Annotated in this window: 19 protein-coding genes; 14 read left to right on the plus strand and 5 right to left on the minus strand. The window is 47.4% G+C overall.

Annotated elements, in window-relative coordinates; translation table 11 throughout:
* The first annotated feature begins 23 nt into the window (after positions 1-23).
* The 5 genes from HP398_RS15525 to HP398_RS15545 all read left to right on the plus strand — a co-directional run bounded on the left by HP398_RS15525 (position 24) and on the right by HP398_RS15545 (position 6,724).
* Positions 24-1,712 (plus strand): DUF4127 family protein, encoded by a 1,689-nt coding sequence (locus HP398_RS15525; RefSeq protein WP_173623044.1) that lies wholly within the window; start codon positions 24-26, stop codon positions 1,710-1,712.
* 73 nt (positions 1,713-1,785) lie between these two features.
* Positions 1,786-2,259 carry an MgtC/SapB family protein gene (locus tag HP398_RS15530; protein ID WP_069848388.1) on the plus strand — a complete coding sequence of 158 codons (474 nt, stop codon included), beginning with the start codon at positions 1,786-1,788 and terminating at the stop codon, positions 2,257-2,259.
* A gap of 538 nt (positions 2,260-2,797) precedes the next feature.
* Entirely contained in the window at positions 2,798-4,897 is a 2,100-nt protein-coding gene (locus tag HP398_RS15535; RefSeq protein ID WP_173623045.1) for a sensor histidine kinase, read from the plus strand.
* Positions 4,894-5,505, plus strand: a complete 612-nt coding sequence (locus HP398_RS15540) for a response regulator (RefSeq protein ID WP_173623046.1) — start codon at positions 4,894-4,896, stop codon at positions 5,503-5,505. The genes HP398_RS15535 and HP398_RS15540 overlap by 4 nt, the downstream gene beginning before the upstream one ends.
* A gap of 106 nt (positions 5,506-5,611) precedes the next feature.
* The gene (locus HP398_RS15545; RefSeq protein ID WP_173623047.1) at positions 5,612-6,724 is read left to right on the plus strand and encodes an aminopeptidase; all 1,113 of its coding nucleotides are present in this window, start codon (positions 5,612-5,614) and stop codon (positions 6,722-6,724) included.
* A 24-nt stretch (positions 6,725-6,748) separates the two neighbouring features.
* On the opposite strand, the gene HP398_RS15550 is transcribed toward HP398_RS15545, so the two are convergent.
* The gene (locus HP398_RS15550) at positions 6,749-7,177 is read right to left on the minus strand and encodes a DMT family transporter (protein ID WP_017251182.1); all 429 of its coding nucleotides are present in this window, start codon (positions 7,175-7,177) and stop codon (positions 6,749-6,751) included.
* 23 nt (positions 7,178-7,200) lie between these two features.
* The gene (locus HP398_RS15555) at positions 7,201-7,899 is read right to left on the minus strand and encodes a cyclic nucleotide-binding domain-containing protein (protein WP_017251181.1); all 699 of its coding nucleotides are present in this window, start codon (positions 7,897-7,899) and stop codon (positions 7,201-7,203) included.
* A 192-nt stretch (positions 7,900-8,091) separates the two neighbouring features.
* On the opposite strand from HP398_RS15555, the gene HP398_RS15560 reads away from it, so the two are divergent.
* Entirely contained in the window at positions 8,092-8,976 is an 885-nt protein-coding gene (locus HP398_RS15560) for an NAD(P)-dependent oxidoreductase (RefSeq protein WP_069848374.1), read from the plus strand.
* An 18-nt stretch (positions 8,977-8,994) separates the two neighbouring features.
* Here HP398_RS15560 and HP398_RS15565 read toward each other — a convergent pair whose 3' ends face one another.
* Entirely contained in the window at positions 8,995-10,089 is a 1,095-nt protein-coding gene (locus HP398_RS15565; protein ID WP_017251179.1) for an AI-2E family transporter, read from the minus strand.
* A gap of 202 nt (positions 10,090-10,291) precedes the next feature.
* On the opposite strand from HP398_RS15565, the gene HP398_RS15570 reads away from it, so the two are divergent.
* A complete protein-coding gene (locus HP398_RS15570; RefSeq protein ID WP_173623048.1) occupies positions 10,292-13,204 on the plus strand; it encodes a WG repeat-containing protein in 2,913 nt (970 codons plus the stop codon).
* A gap of 50 nt (positions 13,205-13,254) precedes the next feature.
* Here the strand turns inward: HP398_RS15570 and HP398_RS15575 are convergent, their stop codons facing one another.
* The gene (locus HP398_RS15575; protein ID WP_017251177.1) at positions 13,255-13,437 is read right to left on the minus strand and encodes a hypothetical protein; all 183 of its coding nucleotides are present in this window, start codon (positions 13,435-13,437) and stop codon (positions 13,255-13,257) included.
* A gap of 39 nt (positions 13,438-13,476) precedes the next feature.
* On the opposite strand from HP398_RS15575, the gene HP398_RS15580 reads away from it, so the two are divergent.
* Positions 13,477-13,983 (plus strand): GNAT family N-acetyltransferase, encoded by a 507-nt coding sequence (locus HP398_RS15580; RefSeq protein ID WP_173623075.1) that lies wholly within the window; start codon positions 13,477-13,479, stop codon positions 13,981-13,983.
* 65 nt (positions 13,984-14,048) lie between these two features.
* Here HP398_RS15580 and HP398_RS15585 read toward each other — a convergent pair whose 3' ends face one another.
* Positions 14,049-14,567: an acyl-CoA thioesterase gene (locus HP398_RS15585; RefSeq protein ID WP_017251175.1), complete on the minus strand. Its 519-nt coding sequence runs from the start codon at positions 14,565-14,567 to the stop codon at positions 14,049-14,051.
* Between the two features lie 167 nt (positions 14,568-14,734).
* Between HP398_RS15585 and HP398_RS15590 the strand changes: the two genes are divergently transcribed.
* The 6 genes from HP398_RS15590 to HP398_RS15615 all read left to right on the plus strand — a co-directional run bounded on the left by HP398_RS15590 (position 14,735) and on the right by HP398_RS15615 (position 20,940).
* Positions 14,735-14,944: a hypothetical protein gene (locus HP398_RS15590; RefSeq protein ID WP_069848363.1), complete on the plus strand. Its 210-nt coding sequence runs from the start codon at positions 14,735-14,737 to the stop codon at positions 14,942-14,944.
* A 380-nt stretch (positions 14,945-15,324) separates the two neighbouring features.
* Entirely contained in the window at positions 15,325-16,269 is a 945-nt protein-coding gene (locus HP398_RS15595) for a GNAT family N-acetyltransferase (RefSeq protein ID WP_173623049.1), read from the plus strand.
* A gap of 233 nt (positions 16,270-16,502) precedes the next feature.
* Positions 16,503-18,242: a stage II sporulation protein P gene (gene spoIIP, locus HP398_RS15600; protein WP_173623050.1), complete on the plus strand. Its 1,740-nt coding sequence runs from the start codon at positions 16,503-16,505 to the stop codon at positions 18,240-18,242.
* 63 nt (positions 18,243-18,305) lie between these two features.
* Entirely contained in the window at positions 18,306-19,181 is an 876-nt protein-coding gene (locus HP398_RS15605) for a pentapeptide repeat-containing protein (protein ID WP_017251171.1), read from the plus strand.
* A gap of 429 nt (positions 19,182-19,610) precedes the next feature.
* On the plus strand, positions 19,611-20,195 hold the full coding sequence (locus HP398_RS15610; RefSeq protein ID WP_017251169.1) for a sigma-70 family RNA polymerase sigma factor: 585 nt from the start codon (positions 19,611-19,613) through the stop codon (positions 20,193-20,195).
* Positions 20,185-20,940, plus strand: coding sequence for a hypothetical protein (locus HP398_RS15615; RefSeq protein ID WP_017251168.1), 756 nt, complete (start codon positions 20,185-20,187; stop codon positions 20,938-20,940). The genes HP398_RS15610 and HP398_RS15615 overlap by 11 nt, the downstream gene beginning before the upstream one ends.
* The last annotated feature ends 1 nt before the right edge of the window (position 20,941 follow it).

Raw genomic sequence — 20,941 nt, forward strand, 5'->3', positions numbered from 1 at the left:
CATTTTGAAAGGAGATTGGATCTATGAAAAAGTTGCGCATTGTCATTTCAACAGTGGCTATGGCAGCACTAGTAACAGGCATGGTTCCATTTACGCAGACGAGTACAGTTGCAGCGAAAAAAGCGTCACCAAAGCCAATTGCCAAAGTCGCTCTTGTTCCCCTTGATGATCGTCCGGTCAATACGTATTTTCCGCAAATGTCAGCACGAGCAGGCGGGGTGGAGACGATTATGCCGGATGAAGACATGCTCGGTCACTTTATGACTCCGGGCGATGGGGAAGAAATTGGCGATTGGCTGATTAAACAAGCAAGCAAAGTAGACGGCTCAGTCATCTCTGTCAGCATGCTGGCATATGGCGGGCTAGTTGCGTCCCGTACCGATCAACAGTCCTATGAAGATGCCCTATCGAATATCGAAGCCATTAAAAGACTGAGAGACAAAAATTCCAACAAGCCGATCTACGTCTTCGATACGATTCAACGCTTGGCGGTGACGGCGACTGATCCCGAAACATTGAAGTACTATGAGCAAATCAGAGAATGGGCCATTTTATACGATGAAGTGCACAACCTCGGCATGACAGAAAAAAAGGATCGACTCGATCAGTTGGAAAGGGAGATTCCCGAGTCTGTGCTGGAAGATTACTTAAACGCCCGCGAGCGGAACCACAAGATTAACTCCTTGTTGATCGACTGGGTGGAAGATGGAACCATTGATTATTTAGTGCTGGCTCAGGATGACGCTGCTCCCCATGGTCTTCACCGGGCAGAGCGGGAGACCTTGGTCAAAAAAGCGAAGGAGCTGGATGTAGAGGAACGTGTAGCGATTTTCCCTGGAGCGGACGAAGTAGGAACCGTCTTGTTGAGCCGATTCTCCTTGAACGAAATGCGCATTCATCCAAAAGTAGCAGTCGAGTATTCGGGTATAGATGGTAGTGAGTGGACGGCGCCGTTTGAAGACACGACCTTTGATGTAAATGTTGAGAAGCATATCATCGCAGCAGGCGGCAAACCCGTTCGGGACGAGGACGATGCAGATATCGTATTAATGATTCATTCACCGAAGAAAAAAGGACAGAGCAACGCAGAGAGACGCGATGATCTGGATGAGTTCGTCGAAGAAATCAATGATCTTCTGGAAGAAGGAAAGCAGGTCGCAATTACAGACGTTACGATTACAAACAAAGCTGACCCTGAGCTGATCGAGCGACTACAAGAAGAAGTAAAGCTGCCGGAACTTTTCGCCTACACGGCATGGGGAACGGCGGGAAATAACATGGGAAGCGCGTTGGGACAGGCGTTGCAACGATCAGCCTTTTTAGAAAAAGGAAATCAGTTCGGTGTGCCCTTAACGGTGGATGCGGCAGAAACCCATATCAATCTGCTCTTGTCATCGTTTGTAAATGACCATCATTACCGAAATGAAGTGATGGCAGAAGCACGTAACCTCGTAAAAGAGTTAAAGGGAAATGAGTGGAATCTCGGCGATGACTACGACGAAGTCAATGATTTTGTGAGGGATGAACTGACGCCACATGCGGAAGAATGGTACGAAAACTATTTTGCCAATCAATCGCTGGTTATCGGAAAGAGAGGCAAGAATACGTTTGAAGGCGAAATCGTCGAAGTAACGGATATAGTGATTAAGCTTCCTTGGGAGCGGTTGTTTGAAGTCTTTGTCGGGCCAGAAGTGAAGATTGAAAGGAAGTAAGATGTAGAAGAAGCCGGTCTATTTTTCGAATCTGCACATATCATGTCTCTATCGCTATAAGAAGGTGACGAGGATGGAGACTCTACAATGGGTGTATGTGCAGTATGACTTGGAAATGTATGTGCGGGTAGTGGTGAGCGCGATTCTCGGTTTGTTCATCGGGTGGGATCGCTCGCACAGAAACAAGCCTGCCGGGCTGAAAACGTACATGTATGTGTCCGTAGCCTGCACGCTCATCACACTCGTTTCTATTTACAGCACAAAGCTATACAGCGCGCCTGGCAACGGAACGATGATGGACCCGATGCGCTTGGCGGCACAGATTGTCACAGGTCTTGGTTTTTTGGGAGCAGGCGTCATCTTGAAGGACGGCTTGAAAGTAAAAGGACTGACCTCCGCAGCCATGATCTTTTTCGCTGGAGGGATTGGCATAGGGATCGGAGCCGGATTTTACGGCATTGTGATATTCTCGGTTATCGTCGCTTTTGTACTCGCGAGGATCAGTCAGCGTGTGGAAGATGTCCAGCATAAGCGGTTAGGAAAGTGAATCATGGAGAAGCGGTGCATAAGCATCGCTTTTTGTTTTTAGAAGGAGCTGTAGTGGGGGAAGAAGCGAATTTCCAGTCTACGCTTCGGCATACGCCCCGCATGGGGTATCACTGTTCGCTTCGGAAAAAATGGCGGGAGCGCTTCAAACCAGAAAACGCGAATGCGTTTTTGTATGTAATAAAAGCTGAAATTCCCCGCCATTTTTTCCGAAGCTAGGGTGGGCTCCAGAGGCGCTTGGACTGGAAATTCGCTTCTCAAATCTTAGAAGGTGAATGCAGTACAATGCTCTCAAAAACTTCTTTGTACAAACTTACAAAACGCCATAACAGCACGAAGTCATCCACAGCTGTCCGAAAGCACTGTCACATGTTTGGAAGGAGACCGCCCGAACGAAGAGAGGATACAGGCGACTGGAAAACATGTGGCAGGGCTTCTCCCGACCACAACAGTTAGGAGAACAACAACTTAGGGGTTTTGATTCATTCGATTCCATAATATGCTAACGTTAGAATATTTCAAATAGGATGAGTGCCTCCATGAGCAAGTGGTTTGTAAGTCTATGCAATCTTGTCGTTATCATGGTGATCGGGATGCTTGCCGTGACGCCATTCGCTAATGCCGTAGAACAACCACCCCAAGCCAAACAAGGCGTGTTGGATTTGCGGGGCGTGGATTGGGAAGACGGCGACACGATTAGGCTGGATGGGGAATGGAGTTTTTACTGGCGGCAGCTCCTCCCCCCAGGTACTTTTGAACCCGATACTTCCGTACGAGAGTACATGCAAGTACCTTCATCTTGGAAGCAGGGGGCCGGTGATCGAACGGATATATCCAATCAGGGATACGCTACGTATCGACTGCTCATTCAGCTGAATGAGCAAAAGTCAGAAAGACCCTTCGCGCTCTATATGCCCAGCGTCGCAACGGCCTACAAACTGTGGATAAACGGCAAGGTTATGGCCGAAAACGGTGTAGTCGGTGAGGATTTAGGGAGGATGACCCCGAAAAATTATCCCAAGGTCGTCGTGTTTCAACCAGATCAACCGCAAGTGGAGCTCGTTATTCACGTCTCTAATTTTGTCCAGCGAAAAGGCGGCCTGTGGGAAGCCATTGAGTTGGGGCATGCTGAGCAAATCATGCGGAAGCGTGAAGCCAACATTATCTACAGTGGCATGATTGCGTCATCCTTGTTAGTCATGGGCATCTATCATTTCGGCTTGTATATGACACGCAAAAGAGAGAGTTCGACTCTCTATTTTTGTGGAGTCAGCATTGCGATCGCTGTCCGCATATTATTTTTGGGAGAGACGATGGCTGTTAGCTTGTTTCCGCAGATCCCATGGGAGATGGTGGTCAAGCTGGAGTACATGTCTTCTCTTCTCACGCTGATCATGCTCGCTTGTTTTGTCCATTCGCAGTATCGGGCATTATTCAATCGTTTCATTCTGAGAGCCTGCGTATGGACAGGGCTTCTCTTTATTCTCTTCGTGCTTTTTACCCCTGCTCGAATCTATACAGAATGGATTTATGTAGGAGAAGCGTATTTGTTGCTTAACTATGGCTACATGCTATTCGTTTATGGACGGGCCATCGTTCAAAAACAGACAGGCGCTGTCTTAAATGGAATCGGTCTCCTCGTATTTTTTACCGCAGTTGTCAATGAAGTGTTGTTTTACGCACATCTGTCTCCGTTTGAAAATGCCATTCCGTTCGGCTTGCTCGTTTTTTTACTCACCCAAATGATGAATTTGTCCATGGTATTCGCCCGTTCTTTTGCCCATGTCGAGCAACTTTCCGAAGAGCTTGCGCAGACCAATGAATGGTTGGAGCAAAAAGTACGGCAACGGACACAGGCACTCGCGGACAAGAATGAGGAGCTGCAAAGGATGGAGGAGTCACGGCGCATGCTGCTCTCCAATATTTCGCATGAACTGGGGACGCCGCTAACCTCGATTCAAGGGTTCATCAAGGCGATGCTTGACGGTGTGGTCAAGCCGAACGATCCGAAATACTTGGGGATCATCTATGAAAAAACAATCTATTTGCATCGAATCATCACGGATTTGTTTGAGTTGTCCAAGATGGAGTCGCGGCAGCTTCGCTTTCATTTTCAGCCATTGTCGCTGGTTGGATTTTTCCGTGGCTTGTACGAGAAGCATTTACTCGATATGCAGGAGAAACAGCTGCAATTTGTGTGGGAAGCACAGGAGGAGCCAGATACGGAGTGCAAGCTTTTGCTGGTGGCTGATCCGATTCGCCTGGAGCAGGTCATGAGTAATTTGCTTGTAAATGCACAAGCGTATACGCCACCGGGCGGGGTCATCAAGCTACAGGTGGAGTGGGAGCTGGCTCTGGATGGGACAGGCGAGGCAACGATCAAGGTAATAGATACAGGAGCAGGGATACAGGCGGAGGCGCTTCCTTTTGTGTTTGATCGATTTTATCGGGGGAGTGAATCTAGAAAGCTGAGGACGGCAGGAGTAGGGCTAGGTCTGGCCATCTCCAAAGAAATTATCGAAAATCATCACGGGAAAATCGGCGTACAGAGTAAAGCGGGAGAGGGAAGCCTCTTCTGGTTTTCGCTGCCAGTCCGCTGGAAGGAAGAGAGTGAAGAGGGAGGAGAGAAGGTGAGATGAGCAACGAGGTAATCCTGTTGGTAGAAGATGATGAGAACATTCGCGAATTGGTCAGGCTCTATTTGCAGGCTAGTGGTTTTCAGGTGCGAGAGGCAGAAGATATGAGGCAAGCGCAGGCCATGGTGCTGAGTGAACAGCTGGATATGGTCCTCCTTGATATTTTGTTGCCGGATGGATCGGGCCTAGAGCTTTGTCAGACATGGAGGCAGAGTGGAATTCATGTGCCTGTCTTGTTTTTGAGCTGCAAAAATGACACGGAGGATATGATCGCTGGCCTGGATCTTGGTGGTGATGATTATGTGACCAAGCCCTTTGATCCCAATCTGTTGATTTCACGGGTGAAGGCGCACTTGCGCAGGAGGAGCATACAGGGAGAAAACAGCAAAGCTTTGTTGTCTCCAAAAGGACTGATAGAGACCTTGACCAAACGAGAGCTGGAGATGCTTCACATGATCAAAGCGGGGTATACGAATCAGGAGATCGCCCTGCAATATCAAATATCGATTGGTACCGTCAAAGGATACAATAACCAATTATTCAGCAAGCTCGGTGCCAAAAACCGGACGCATGCCATTATGCTCGCGAGTCAGTTCGGCTTTTTTACGTGAGCCCTAACTTTGGTTGGCTCCTCTCACGATTTTTCCGATGATATTCCTCTGACAAACGCGCGTTATGCTGGAAGAGCAATCACAATCTGGAAAGGACGCGTGCGCGATGAGAGATGAAAGACTAGGAAAAATAGCAGACAACTTAATTTCGTACAGCTTGGATGTGCAAGCCAAACAGCATATTATGATCATGGTCGTGGATGAAGGGGAGCCGCTGGCGATGGAATTGGTGAAGCGGTTGTATGCGAAGGGAGCGTATCCCCACTTGCGCTTTGTCCGGCCAAAGGTCCAGCGGGAATGGTTGAAAGGAATAACCGAAGAGCAGCTTGCCGAGACCGTTCAGTGGGAAAAGGACATGTGGTTTGGCATACAAGGCTATATCGGAATTCATGGCGAGACGAATGACAGTGAGATGAAGGATGTTCCGCAGGAGAAATACCGTCTGTACGCAGAAGCATATGATTCCATTTTCCATCATGTCGACAATCAAATTACGGGACTGCGCATTAATTACCCGACCTCGGCCCTTGCTCAAAAGGCCAACATGACGACAGAAGCGTTTGAAGATTTTTATTTCAACGTATGTGCACTCGATTATCGAAAAATGGCCGAAGCGTGCCAGCCGTTGTACGACCTCATGGACAAAACGGACAAGGTGCGCATCGTCGGACCAGGGACAGACCTGACGTTTTCGATCAAAGGGATTGGGACGCGGACAGCGGTAGGTAAACGCAACATACCCGATGGCGAAGTGTATACATCTCCCGTGCGTGACTCGATTCACGGGACGATCAGCTACAATACGCCCAGCAATTTCAAAGGTACGACGTTTGAAAACATCCGGTTTACTTTTCGGGAAGGAAAGATTGTCGAGGCGTACGCTAACCATTCGGACAAGCTAACGGAAATATTGGACACGGATGAAGGTGCACGCTACATCGGTGAATTCGCCATTGCGTTTAACCCGCACATTTTGCACCCGATGGGCGATACTTTGTTTGATGAAAAAATCGCTGGCAGCTTCCATCTCACACCGGGCCGTGCCTATGATCAGGCGGATAATGGCAACCGCAGCGCGATTCACTGGGACCTGATCTGCATTCAGCGTCCGGAATACGGTGGCGGCGAAATATGGTTTGATGATGTGCTGATTCGAAAAGACGGAAGGTTTGTGCATGAGGCTCTGCTGGGGCTGAATCCGGAGCAATTGATTCTGTAGGGGAGGGCGATAATGCCCTCCTTTTTATTTGAATTTGAAAACCATTACGCCTGCGATCATGATGCCGATTCCGATGATCTTGTTCAAGGTGATCGGAACCTTTTGTACGCCGAACAGGCCGAGAGAATCAATGAGGAGAGCGACGAGCAATTGGGAGATGAGCAGAATTGATACAGCGTAGGCAGGGCCGATGGTCGTAATGCCTTTCATCACACTAAAAACGATGACCGCCCCGAAAACGCCTCCAAGCAAATACACCTTGTTGACTTCCCCAATGCTTTTCCAATCGCCATCACGAACGTAGAGAAAGATTGCGAATGATACAAGAAAGCCTACGGCGTGAACAATCGCATTGGTTTGCCACAGTCCGAGCTTTGTACTGGCTTGCGCATTGAACACGCTTTGCAGACATATAAAAACGCCAGCGAGTAACGAAAAGAGAATGCCTTGCACAATATGACCTCCTATATGGTTGATTACTCATAGATGTTTCCGCTCGCAAGCTCACTGATTTTTTCTCGATCCTTGATAATCAGTGCGCCTTTTTTTCGTTCGATCACGGAAGCTGCGCAAAGATTGCGGATGACCCGGTTTAGATGTCGGTAGCTGGTACCCAACAGCTCGGCTACCTCCGTCAGCTTCGCCGTCTTTAGCTCCTCGGAAGCAGTCGACCCTGTGTCGCTGGACAGCGTAGAGAGCAAATAGCTGGCAAAGCGATTTTCAACGGGATACAACAGGTTCAGGCTGGTTGAGTTCGATGATGTATGCAACTTGTGACTGATTTTATGCAGAATGAATTGCAAAAAAGGCGGGTGGTTCTGGTAGTTTTCCTGCAAAACTTTAAAAGGGAGACTGACCACGAGACTGCGATGGACAAACTCAACGGTATTGCGGACCTCGCATTGTGTGACATACTCGACGTCTCCAATAATCGCGAGTGGATTGTTAAAGCGCAGTAACAAAGATTTTCCGTTAGGAAGCGTCGTGAAAATTTTGATTTTTCCCTTCAGAATGAAGTACATGTGGTGAAGCTGATCGCCCTTCGAACAGAGGATGTCACCCTTCTCAGCCTGATACAGGCGCATTTCATGGAGGGTAATGGCATCAAAAATATCGGGCAAGGGACTATTTTGCACCAGCGTATGCAAAAGGGTGCGGTCGTGAAGTTCTTTCATGTATCAAGCCTCCTGCTTGTTTGCTTGCAGGCTATACCCCCTTTAGTAAAAGGGATTTACGCGCGAAAAAAAAGGACATATGTCCTTTTTCTTATTTAAACACAGAAGGCGCGTAGCAGGAATATTCGGATAGATTCGAGAAGTACAATTGTCGAGATAATTAGGAAAGAGAGAAACGAAGGAGTGGTTCACATGACTTTGCCTGTAAGTGAAAGAATCATTGGATTTGTAGGAACGGGTGTCATGGGGAAAAGCATGGCAACCCATTTTCTGCAAGCAGGATATACAGTGCTGGTGTACACACGTACAAAGGAAAAAGCGGCAGATTTGCTGGCAGCCGGTGCGATCTGGAAGGAACAGGTCAGTGAGCTGGCAAAAGAGGCAAACGTCATCATCACAATGGTCGGCTACCCATCTGATGTCGAGGAAGTGTATCTCGGCGTGGACGGAATTGTGGCAAATGCGAAGCCGGGCACTTATTTGATCGACATGACGACATCGAAGCCGTCGCTGGCGAAACATATTTATGAGGAAGCCAAAAAACACGAGCTGTATTCCCTGGATGCGCCTGTCTCCGGTGGAGATGTGGGGGCACGCGAAGCGCGACTGACTATCATGGTTGGCGGCGATCAGGAAGTATTTGATGCGATGGAGCCTGTGTTTACGATCATGGGGACAAACGTCGTCTTGCAGGGCGGACCAGGTGCAGGTCAGCATACGAAAATGTGCAACCAAATTTGTATTGCCACGAACATGATCGGTGTGTGTGAAGCGATCGCGTATGCGAAAAAAGCAGGACTGGACCCGGAGAAAGTGCTGACGAGCATTGGAGCGGGTGCCGCAGGTAGCTGGTCGCTGTCGAATCTGGCACCGCGCATGATCGCGGGCAACTTCGCACCTGGCTTTTACGTCAAACATTTTATCAAGGACATGGGCATTGCATTGGAAGCAGCGGAGGAAATGGGGCTGATGACGCCAGGACTCGCGCTCTCCAAATCGCTCTATGAAGAACTGGCAGCAAATGGCGAGGCAGATAGCGGCACGCAAGCTTTGATCAAATGGTTTGAAGGCAAGTAAAGGAAAAAGGAGCCCTATTTATGAGGGCTCCTTCTCTATGGTGTTCATCCGTTGCGTGTTGACTTGTACATCTCGTACATCTTTTGGAACGGATTTATTTTTGGACGAGGGTTGTTCCATTTTCTTCACTTCTAAGATGTCTAGCAAGAAAACAAAGGACGGAATCCCGACAATCAGCCCCCATACACCAAAGAAATGCTCGGAAAAGATCAGGACGACAAACGTGTAGAAAATTGGCAAGTGAGTCTTGGTTGCCATCAAGCGAGGGTTCAACACATATGCCTCAAGCGCATGAATCAACATGATGAAAACGAGCAAATAAATAACGGTTGCGATACCACCGACGCTAAAAGCGATGGCACTGAGCGGAATCAATGAAATGGCGACACCTGCAACCGGAATGAGCCCCAGTATGAAGACCATGATCGCGAGTCCCAATAGATTCGGAAAGCCCATGATCCATAGACCGATAACGGTGAAGGTCGTATTGAATAAGGCAATCAACAGCTGTGTTTCGATTACTTTACCAAAGGTCAGGATGAATTTTTGGCTGAAGTAGGCGATTTCGTTGTACAGCCAGGATAATTTGCTCGTGCGAAATTGAGCGGTAAACGTAACGACATTGTCTTTGCCGAGCAGGAAAAACAGACTCAGAATAATCGCCAGAAAGACATTGAACCCAACGTTTCTGACCACTGCGAGAAAATCAAGGCTGCCTTGAACGATGCCCTTCATATCTAGCTTCCCAACAACAGACATAAGATAAGGGGCAAACTCATTGTGCTGATTTTGGTGGTACACTTGCTCGATGACATGGAACAATTGTCCGGTTTGATGAATAAGCGCCGGAATGGCTTTCATCCCACCCACTACGAGCAAGAACGTCAGCAAAATATAGAGGAAAATAAGAATCAGCTTGGGATGGATCGGCACGACTTTGTGTGTGAGACGTGTAAGATATTGATGCAGCCGATTCATTAAATAGGTAACTAAAAAGGTAAGCAAAACCATGTTCAGCATACTTCCCAAGGAGTAAAGCAACAAACAAAACAACGCCAAAATCCCAAATCGTCTTACATCCGGCTTTTGCAAGGCGGCAGCAAAGAAATTCATGGGAACATCCTTTCCAAGTGCTCTTATAAGCACTCCCATCCGTATACGATGATTATACTGCGTCGGTGTGAACAATTATAGCACGCTTAAAAGCGAGTGGAGGGAAAGAAAAGGTTCCAGTTGTTTGAAAAAGGGCAACGAAACTATTTCACCCTACGAAGCGTCAAAGGGAGGGAATGTTTGCCAAGGGGGCCTATCACGAATGAACATAAAAACGAAAACCATCAGTTTGGTTACGGCTGTCGTACTCGGGACAAGTGCGTGGACTTCTTCTGTCCATGCTGCTACGTTTTCCCAGATTCAGCCGTATCTAACAGACTACAAGATCGGTTTTACGGACGGTAACAAGCTGGTCACACAGGCCATTTATGATGATTTTGAGCTATCTTCCAAAGACATGATCGTAACAAAGGGCGGTAAAAAAGGAATTCTCGATGCGCGAACCGGGAAAGAAATAACCCCTGCGATTTGGGATAACATTGACATTCCCGATTCCAAAAATATCGCGATTGTACAAAAAGGCAGCTGGTTCCAATATATCGATTTAAAAACGCACAAGCTGTCGACTATGAAGTTTGCTGGGGCGCATCCGTATTATTTGTCCAAAGAGCAAGGGACGGCGATTATGCTGCTGGGAAAATCATCGATGCTGCTCAATGTGGATGGAAAGGTCCTGATTCCGCCTTTTGCAGGCAAGCTAGCGATGGTACAACTAGTTGCTCCTGATCAGACGGAAAATAAAGAGGCGGAGAAAACGCGTTATTTCGTTGCGTCTACTCCCAAAGAGCTCATTATGTACGATCCTGCTTCCAGCAAAAAGCTGTTTGCGCTGGCAAAAGCAGAATTGATTCCGAACGAAGGCGGTCCAGACACCGCGTATCTCAAGGTTCGATCCGGTGGAAAAGAAGGCTTGATTGATCGCTATGGCAAGTACGTACTCGAGCCAAAATACAACGCGATTTATATTTGGATTAATGGATACTTTCAGGTGATTGGACCAAAAGGACAAGGGCTGTGGAAAGACGGACGGATGCTGGCAGAGCCCATATATAAAGAAGTGGGGATCGAGCATAATAATCCGGATGTGTACTACACGGTTTCTGGAGATGTCATCACTTATCATTCCAGGTCCAAAGGTACGTCACATCCTTTGAAAAAAGGTGCCGAGTTATTGCATGGCAGCTATGTGCAGGGACAGGACCCGAAAACGAATCTGTACGGCGTCCTCCAAGTCGGGGGAGAGACGGTTATCCCCTTTGCTTATCCGCGGGCTGAAGGTCCGCCAGCTGCACGCTTGCTCGTCCGTAGCGACGGGAAAAAAGTGATCCTCCCTGGCTGGGGTAAAGAAGTCAAGGAGCCAGATTTTTGGTTCGACTCGTATGTGACATTGGGCAGCTACAGCATGCTTAGCATCAAGGACGGAAACAAAATCGGACTTTATTCTGAAAATGAAGGCTTGGTCTTGTCCCCTGTTGAGAATCGAGTCATTCGCTACGAGGAAGCAACGGGGCAGGTGCTGGTGACTGAGCCGGATGGAAACGTGCTGCGATACAACTCTGTTGGGAAATCGGAAGAAACTGGAAATACAATGCCGTTGTCCGATGAGTTAACGACCATGTATCAGCCGGGAAAAGGCGTTATGATCGTGGACCGCAAGACGAACCAACCAATCAGCAAGCTCTACCAATCTGTCTACATGGATTCCGATACCAATCTCATCGTTGCGATGGATCACGATTGGGCGGATCTTTATACCGCTGAGGGCAAGCTGTTGACGACGGAGATCAAAGTCGCGGTGTGGAAGTCAGGCAACGACGGACCGCCTCTCACTTTGATTAGAGTTGCTGACTCCGTATACACCATGGGTGTGAGAGCGGGGAATATCGAAATGGCGATGATCAAGGCCGATGGCGGGCAGCTTCAGGTCGTGAGCGATTTTGTGTATCGGGATGCAGACGAAGCGATGGTACAAAATCAAAAGATCGCAGTGACAGCACGTTTGGACGGTACACTGGATGTATGGGTGCAAGAAGGGAACCAGCTCACAAACAAGCTCACTAGCGTGAAAGGTTTTCACAGGGAATCTGATTTTGATCGGGTATTGATTCAATCAAGTACAGGATGGGATGTATATTCACCGCAGTTGCTCCGCCTAAGCACGGGCGATTATCAGTCCATGAAGTATTTGCCCTTACCGGATCGCAAGACGGATGTCATTGCCTACCAGGACAAGAAGACGGGATTGTACGGCCTCATGTCACTGGAAGGCAAGGTGCTGACAGCGGCCAAATATGAGGCGATTTTGCCAACGAACAAAGTATTCTCACAAATGTGGAGTAAGGCAGACGATCAGACGCCTTATGTATTCACAACGAAAGACCAGTTCGGTTACCTCAGTCAAGGTGGGCAAGAACTGTTTGCGACAAGATTCCTGACGAAAAAACCAGTGGTCTCCTATAGTCCGATTACGTTCCAAGCGTTTTCGGCCTACTCGGATGTGATGCGACATCGCCCGCTTGAGTTGATCGATTTCGGCAAACCGTATAGCTGGCCAGCTGGTGGCAACAGCGAGAGCAAATTTTTTGCCAATCTGGCGCTTTATTTGAATCTGCCGAAGGATGCTGGCAAGCAAGCGGTACTTTCAGATCTGATGTCCAAGGGTATCATCAAAGCCGATGAGAATCGTTCTGTCATGAGCGACGAAGATATGTTCCGAGTGGCTTATTTCATGGCGACAGGCAAAACGAGTCAAGCGATGAAGACGCCAGAGGTGATGGAGTGGGCACAGAAGCGGGGAATTGTGCCGGTGCGAGAGGGAATGAGCTACTACATGACAATGGATTTGTACACGGAGTATCAGCACATCCTGATGACCGAGCTCATGCGTTCCCTGAAAGGAAAAAAAGTGCTCAAGGCAAAGACGTTAACGACGGCTTCACTCAGTGACGCACAACAGCAAATGCTAACAACCGCTCTGATCGTAAACGGCAAGCCAGCCAATCAATTGTCAGTGCCGCTCCCGCAAGCTGAGTGGCAAAAAGCCATTCAAGGCTTGGTCAACCAGTACAACAAGCAAGCGGCTCAATTGCTTGCGGCCTACGAAGCGAAGCTGTGAGTAGATAAACGTACAGGCGCGGATGTTCATCCTGCGCCTTTTTTGTGCTATTAAAAAAAAGGCCAATATTTTACAATTAGCACGTAGAAGGCAGCGTGAACGCAAGCCGTGACCGCCAAGGAGACAATGAACGAGACAAACGAAATCTGATCGAGCTTGTAAGCGACAAAGAAAAATATCGTAAAGGCAATAAAGGCGATAAACGTACCTTCTTCTAGATAAGCAACAGTCATATGAAAATTCCACCTCTATTCAAGAAAGGATACCTTCCCCTGATGATTTCTATTGAAAAATTAAGCATACAAAATGCAGCCAGCTTGTTTCAATTTGAAGTGTACAATCGCGCTTTTTTTGAAAAATCGGTTCCCAGTCGGGGAGACGCTTACTACCAATATGACCATTTTTTACGTGGTCTGCAAGCCTTGCTCGACGAGCAGGCGCAAGGAATCTCGTTTTTTGGCCTCATAAAAAACAGCCAGGGTGACATCTTGGGCAGAATGAATTTGGTAGACATCGAGAAAGACGAAGGAATCGGACATCTCGGTTATCGAGTCGGGGAGGATACTGCTGGTAAAGGAGTGGCTTCGCAAGCACTGAAGATCTTTTTAGCGGAGCACGTTCCCCAATTGGCTGTCAAAACCATCTGTGCTAAAACTACAACGGATAACATCTCCTCGCAAAAAGTGTTGTTGAAAAATGGATTCGAGCCCTATGACATGGGGCTGGAAACACCAGATGACTTTCTCCACTTTCACTTGGGCGTCCAAAGAGTAAGATAGAAACAGCAAAAAGTCCCCAGCCTGCAAAAAGGTAAGGGGACTTTTTGGCGTTATAGGGTGTCCAATCACGGTTCCCACGGACGTCTCGTTCCGAGCATATCCGCGAGATGCTTATTGTCCTTGCGACGAACTTTCCGTTTCTCCGCTCGCTTTTCAGCACCATCATGCAAGAATTTTTCCTCTTCTGTTTCTGGAACGACCTTGGGAACGGGTGTCGGCCGTCCATCCTCGCCAATCGCCACAAACGTGAGAAACGACGTAGCACAGACTGTCCGAACGCCTGTTAGCAAATCCTCCGCGACAATTTTGACAAAGACCTCCATCGACGTGTTATGCGTCCATGTGACGAAGGCTTCGAGTGCAACCTCATTGTCCACCCGGATTGGCTGCAAAAAGTCGACAGAATCAGTAGAAGCGGTAACGACTGGTCCACGGGCATGTTTCATGGCAGAGATCGCAGCAACATCGTCGATATGCGCCATCAGCCTGCCGCCAAACAGCGTATCGTGATTGTTCGTATCCGGGGGCAGCACATGGCTTGCTTTGAACGTGCGCGACTCCCGAACAAAACGTTGAATCGTCATAAAGGTAGCTCCCTTCTTTCTTGCAATCGGATTATGAATGATGACAATCTTCTCTCCTTTTCATTGTTCCACAAAAAAATGGATCTATTCCTCTTCGTTGGAGTAAGGCGGCGAATTTTATCAAAGGCTATGGACGGGATAAGGTATGCGAGAGGAGGTTTTTCGGTTTGGGGGATTATGTGCAGTATTTCAATAATCTTATCGCCACGATCAACGATATTCCGAACAAGCTGATGAGCCTTCTATCTGTTATTCAGGCACCCATTCAGCATTTGACGAACACATTGATTGTCACAAACATCCTGTTGGGTCTACTTGTACTGACCTCTATTGCGAATGTGTATATGCTTTGGCGAAATGGGAAAAAGAGACACTAATGCTGTTGCCACGAACGTCATTTGCCACTATACTTGTGGAGTAGTTCATGGATAATAATGTAACGGTTGTTGCTACGACCGTCTCTATATCGAAATGGTATGCACGAAAAAACAGCGGAAAGGAGGGTATCCACATGAAAAAAAGATCTTTAATGTCTTTGCCAAAAGGAATTGGATACTCCACCGCTGTTTTCTTTGATCTGGCTAAATCACGGGAGAAGTATGTCCAAAAACGGATATAGCGACCATCCTTTGATGTAGTGGGATTCATCAGGATACAGTGGAAAAACGCCACAGGTCGCTTCCTGTGGTTTTCTTTTTAGGGCACCGCAGGATTTCCTGTGGTGTTTTTTTTATTTCGAAAAAGGGAGATGGATGGTATGCAAGGAAACGGAGAGAACATTTACGTAAGACTGGTACAGGAATCGGATGCACAGAGCCTCTTGGCGCTTGAAGGGAGAAACAGAGACTTCTTTCAAAACTTCACAGGGACGAGAGAAGAGGCGTTTTACACGCTGGAAGGACAAATCGACAGGATCAAGAGCTCGATGGCTTTAAAAGAAGAAGATAGAGGGTACGTCTTTGTCATTGCGGAGAAAGGACAGGATGAAATCATTGGGGAAGTCATCCTTTCAGAGGTCGTAAGAGAGAATCTGCAAAGTTGCTGGATCGGCTACTTCCTGGACAAAGAGCATAATGGAAAAGGTTACATGACCGAAGCAGTAAAGCTCGTCGTTGGCTATGCCTTCGAGACACTAGGTCTTCACCGCTTGGAAGCAGGAGTGATGCCGCATAATATAGGCTCGATCAAGGTGCTGCTAAAAGCTGGTTTTCACAAGGAAGGGATTGCCAAGAAAAACGTGAAAATCAATGGTCGGTGGGAAGATCATCAAACACTGGCGATCGTCAAAGAAGAACAAACCGACCAGGTGAAGCCCAATGTTCACCGCAAAAATCCTAGTACAGTTGCTCCGCCTATGGGACCCTATACACATCTGACGGTCGTTCCAAAAGGAGCCGATTTGCTCATACTTTCTGGGCAAGTAGGAATGGACCTTCATGGAGAATTGCCGACAGATATGAAAGAACAAGTAGAAAACACGCTACAGAACATCCTGCGCAATTTTGAAAGTGAGTCAGTAACTGCGGACCATATTATCAAAATCAATATATGGGCAACCGAGCAAATGGATTGGAAGCATTTTAATCAGGTGTGGGAGAAGTTTCACGGGGGGACACCACCAGCGATGACGATGTCTTACGTCCCAGCCTTGGCAGTCCCTTCGCTCAAAGTGGAGATAGAAGCTTGGGCAGCGAAATGGTAGGAAGGAAATAGAGTCGAAAGAAAAAGGGTGAAGCTTGTCGCTTCATCCTTTTTTCTGTAACTTTTTTCTAGCAAATACGTCACTATTTTCAGGAGATAGAATGATCGTGAGGATATTGCTGTTTTGAGAGCAAAAGATGTCAAAACATGAAGGAATATGCGGACGAATCGAGAAGTTCTTTCTATTAGCTGGATTTTCCAAAAATACGAAAAAAACAGAGGGGAACGAGGAACTTGCTTTTACGAGTAAATGTCAGCTTGCTAGCTGTTTTCTTCCTGATTTTGCTGATGCCTCTGTCCATTGCGCGAGCGGCCACCCATGTAGACGTGGCGGTCGATCAGTTAAATATTCGAAGCGAGCCAGGTACGACTACCCAGATCGTCGCAACACTCAAAAAAGCCACGCGGTTGCCAATCACCAAACAGCAAAAAGATTGGACTCAGGTAAAGCTGCCGAACGGCAATACCGGATGGGTCAATAATAAGTATGTGAAGATGATAGAAGTTCCACAGATTAAATATGTCAAAAGCAATGTGGACATGCTGAATGTTCGGGCAGAACCAAATGCCACTGCACAAATTTTGCAGATCCTCGACAAAAACGGTGTGTTTTTGCAAATGAGAAAGCAAGGGGAATGGGCACAAATTAAGCTGTCTGATCAAAAGAACGGCTGGGTGAAAGCCAGTTACTTGACGGAGACAACGGCACCAGCGTCAAAACCACCCCAGGTACCAGCACAAATCCCAGATCCGACAACAATTCCAGCACCGCCCCCGCCCCCTCCAGTACTCCCATCCAATACAGGAAGTGGATTCGAACAAGGGACAATCGTATTGACGGAAGGCTATGAAGTTTATGCGCAGCCAGATATTCTTGGTACCGTCATTGGTGAAATCCATGGAGGGATGACAATCAATCATTACGGATATGCAAATGGTTGGTACACCATTAACTTTAACGGGACCTATGCCTATATCTTCAAACCAATGGATCAGACTGGGGCAGTACAGCCACTGCCGAATCCAACACCGGGGGCACCAGCGACTTTGCCAGCAACAACGCCTCCCTCTGTACAAGAACTACAGATTCGCGTCAAAAATCCGGATTCTAACATCCGCAACGGCCCCTCAACCGATCATGCAATCATCGGAACCGTTCAACCCGGACAAGTATTCCCGGTTGTGCAAACAGTAGGAGACTGGTACATCATCAGGCTGGCAGACAATTCGACCGCCTATATCGCGGGGTGGATCGTAGAGAAGATTCAACCAGCCGGTACTCTGCCACCGACAGGAGCAACGTACGAGTACAACAATGGGATGATTGGAAACGAGAAAGTGTATATCTATCACACCCATAACCGTGAGTCTTGGCGAAATGTTGCACGGAACCAACAAGGGAGCTCGGTAGATGATCCTGAGATCAACATCACGCTAGTTGGAAAAAGGCTGGGAGAGCTGTTGCAAGCAAGAGGCATTTCGGCAATGGCGAGCCAGGACGATTTCGCTCAGAGATTGAGGGAACAAAATAAAAGCTACTCGATGTCTTATTCCGAGTCATACAAGGCGGTAGCGGCTGCGGCTGCAACCAGTCCGCACTTGCAGTACATTTTCGATATTCATCGGGATAGTGATGAGCCACGCAGCAAGGTAGCGATCACGATTAATGGCAAAACCTATTCCCGGATGCTGTTTGTAATTGGAACAGCGAATCCGAACCATCTGGCGAACAAAAAGCTGGCGGAAGAGCTGAACGCCCGTCTGGAAGCTTCTTATCCCGGTTTGTCGCGAGGGATTATCCTGAAAGGTTCAAATCAAGGGAACGGGGTGTACAATCAGTCCATTTCAGAGGGAGCCCTGCTTTTGGAATTCGGTGGTACGAACAACACCTTGGAAGAAGGCTATAATACAGCAGAAGCCTTTGCTGAAGTCTTCGGGAATTACCTGATCGAATCTCAAATCGCATTTAACTAAAATTAGCACGATTCTTTTCGCCAGGAGCGAGAGAATCGTGTTTTTTTCCAGGAGGATAATTTTATGGCTACGCATCAAGAACACATACACGCGACTGACGATAACAGTAGGGGTCATCTTCAAGGTGACTGTGAAAGCTGCTTTGGCTTGTGCTGTGTGGCATTGCCTTTTGCTGCTTCCTCTGACTTTGCTATCAATAAAGACGCAGGCAAGCCCTGTAGTAACTTACAGGCAGACTTCCGGTGTGGTGTTCACACAAAGCTGAGGAAGATAGGCTTTCGCGGTTGTACTGTCTACGATTGTTTTGGAGCTGGTCAAAAGGTGTCTCAAGTCACTTATAGCGGCCAAGATTGGCGTAAAGAACCCGGTTCAGCGAAGCAAATGTACGAAGTATTTCCGATCATGTGGCAGCTGCATGAGCTACTCTGGTATATAACGGAGGCGTTGACCAAGCAAGCTGCCCAGTCACTCCATCCTGCATTGAAGGAAGCGTTGGAGGAGACACAGCGCCTGACGGATCACAGTCCTGAGGACATCCTGAAGCTGGACATCGCTTTTCAACGAGCAAAAGTTAACGAACTATTATTGCAGACAAGTGAATTGGTACGTAAGGACGCGGTTACCAAATACAAAGCGGGTAAGCAAGGAAAAACCTATGGCCGAGGCGCTGATCTCATCGGTGCCAAGCTCAAAGGCGCTGATTTACGAGGAGCCCATTTGCGAGGCGCTTATTTGATTGCTGCTGATCTGAGAGGAGCAGATTTGCGGGGAGCTGATCTCATTGGTGCAGATTTCCGCGATACAGATGTGAGCGGAGCGAACTTGACGGAGACGTTGTTTCTCACGCAGGTTCAGCTCAACGGGGCGAAGGGCGATGCAAGCACCAAGTTGCCACCTTCGTTCACGCGTCCACCGCACTGGGATATATCCAAAGCATGAAGATGTAAAAAGCAGGATGTCATTCGCTGACAACCTGCTTTTTGCTAGTAAAGGGAGGGAACTAGAATTGGCCGATTAATTGAAGAAAAACAAGGCGCTGGCGATTTCTGGGAATCCAGTCATTTGATTACCTCCAAGTCCAGATGCATTTTTACAAGTTTGGATTTGAATGCAACCCATCGATTTCGATTACTTCGACTACCGCTACCCTTTTCGGACCTTCCATGAAATATCCGATCACCCCAAGCTCAACTCTTTTAGTGTGCACCTCTTTACGCATGTGAGGGAAAAGAATCCACATGTCATTTCCTCCGATCTTAGAAAAATATTGTTAATACATTTCAGCTTTTTCCGTATTAACTAGCGTGAGTCTCACAACCAAACAAATTGCGCAATTTGTTCATTTCATGTAGAAGGGAGGGGAAGTAGTTGGAGATCGCTCAAGTGAACACAGGCATTTGTCAAAACGAAGAAAACGATAGGCAAACAGAAAGCATGTCGACCGAAACGTTTGCCCAAATTTACGGTGCGTATTACAAGCGCGTCTACAAATATATTTGCTATCGGATCAACAATCACTATGCAGCCGAAGAAATATGTAGCCATGTGTTTGAAGTTGTTATTTCTAAATACAGCAGTTATTCACCTGCTAAATCAAACTTTGAAGTCTGGTTGTTTGCAATCGCCAGAAACGCAGTGACAGATTACTTCCGCTCACAGAAAAAAAGAATGAGTTTTTCACTGGATTCTATTTTGGATATGGTCCTGCCGAAGTCATCTCCGGAAGAAATTGTGATCAAGGGCGACAATCATCAAGCGTTATTTCAAGCACTGGCAAAGCTGAGTGACAAAGAACGCAATATCATCGCCATGAAATATGCGGCTGGACTAAAAAACGCGGAAATCGCAGACCTGCTTGGTGTCAGCGGTTCAAATATCGGCGTCGTGCTCTACAGATGTCTAAAAAAGCTACAAAAAGAATTGCAAAGAGGGGGCTTCCACTATGAAGAGTAAGCATGATCTAGACGATTTTCGTGAACTCACCGACTTGCTTACTGATCTGGAGCTGGATGACACCACTCCAAAAGCCAACATATACAATCGGCTGAAATTCAAATTGGAATCAGGAAACATACAACCAAATGATAACAAAAAGGACGGGATCTATATGAAAACGAATAAATGGAAAGCTGCCACAGTTAGTGCTGTTGCTGTTGTTTGCCTTTTAGGTGCATTCTCGACTACATCATTTGCCCAAGGAATGCTCCAGACGATCCTGGCACGCTTTCAGGTTGGGAACATGGAAATTACCCAATACGATAAAGAGCTGCCTGCTGCCCAGTCCAATACCCAAGGAATCGAGATACCGACAGAACGTAAGGCCCCCCCACAGATGACATTGGAAGAAGCACGTGAAGCCAGCAAAATGGACTTTCCCTCACCGACATGGTTGTCAGAGCATTATTCCTATAAAAACACGGTCGTTCATGGCGAGGGTATGGTAGAAATTCAGTATGAAAAAGAGAAGGAGTTTATTTCCTTGATGATTTCAAACGGTGGCGAAAATGGCATCAGCACGACAGAGGGTGTCAAGATCGAAACCATTGCCGGGAAAAAGGTGTTTTTCGCCAACGGAATCGTGATTTGGGAGCATGAAGGATTCACGTACGAGTTGTACCAGATGGCAGAGAAGGGCTTTGATGCTGCGACCATCGGCAACATAATCGAATCCTTGTCAACGAAATCCGCCCAAAAATAAG

Origin of the sequence: Brevibacillus sp. HB1.4B, assembly GCF_013284285.1 — a bacterium.
Taxonomy (GTDB): Bacteria; Bacillota; Bacilli; order Brevibacillales; family Brevibacillaceae; genus Brevibacillus; species Brevibacillus porteri.

Bases quoted from the DNA above. Each gene is read 5' to 3' on its own strand.
- HP398_RS15525 (WP_173623044.1), top strand. From the start codon at position 24: ATGAAAAAGTTGCGCATTGTCATTTCAACAGTGGCTATGGCAGCACTA.
- HP398_RS15530 (WP_069848388.1), top strand. From the start codon at position 1,786: ATGGAGACTCTACAATGGGTGTATGTGCAGTATGACTTGGAAATGTAT.
- HP398_RS15535 (WP_173623045.1), top strand. From the start codon at position 2,798: ATGAGCAAGTGGTTTGTAAGTCTATGCAATCTTGTCGTTATCATGGTG.
- HP398_RS15540 (WP_173623046.1), top strand. From the start codon at position 4,894: ATGAGCAACGAGGTAATCCTGTTGGTAGAAGATGATGAGAACATTCGC.
- HP398_RS15545 (WP_173623047.1), top strand. From the start codon at position 5,612: ATGAGAGATGAAAGACTAGGAAAAATAGCAGACAACTTAATTTCGTAC.
- HP398_RS15555 (WP_017251181.1), bottom strand. From the start codon at position 7,899: ATGAAAGAACTTCACGACCGCACCCTTTTGCATACGCTGGTGCAAAAT.
- HP398_RS15560 (WP_069848374.1), top strand. From the start codon at position 8,092: ATGACTTTGCCTGTAAGTGAAAGAATCATTGGATTTGTAGGAACGGGT.
- HP398_RS15565 (WP_017251179.1), bottom strand. From the start codon at position 10,089: ATGAATTTCTTTGCTGCCGCCTTGCAAAAGCCGGATGTAAGACGATTT.
- HP398_RS15570 (WP_173623048.1), top strand. From the start codon at position 10,292: ATGAACATAAAAACGAAAACCATCAGTTTGGTTACGGCTGTCGTACTC.
- HP398_RS15575 (WP_017251177.1), bottom strand. From the start codon at position 13,437: ATGACTGTTGCTTATCTAGAAGAAGGTACGTTTATCGCCTTTATTGCC.
- HP398_RS15585 (WP_017251175.1), bottom strand. From the start codon at position 14,567: ATGACGATTCAACGTTTTGTTCGGGAGTCGCGCACGTTCAAAGCAAGC.
- HP398_RS15595 (WP_173623049.1), top strand. From the start codon at position 15,325: ATGCAAGGAAACGGAGAGAACATTTACGTAAGACTGGTACAGGAATCG.
- HP398_RS15605 (WP_017251171.1), top strand. From the start codon at position 18,306: ATGGCTACGCATCAAGAACACATACACGCGACTGACGATAACAGTAGG.
- HP398_RS15615 (WP_017251168.1), top strand. From the start codon at position 20,185: ATGAAGAGTAAGCATGATCTAGACGATTTTCGTGAACTCACCGACTTG.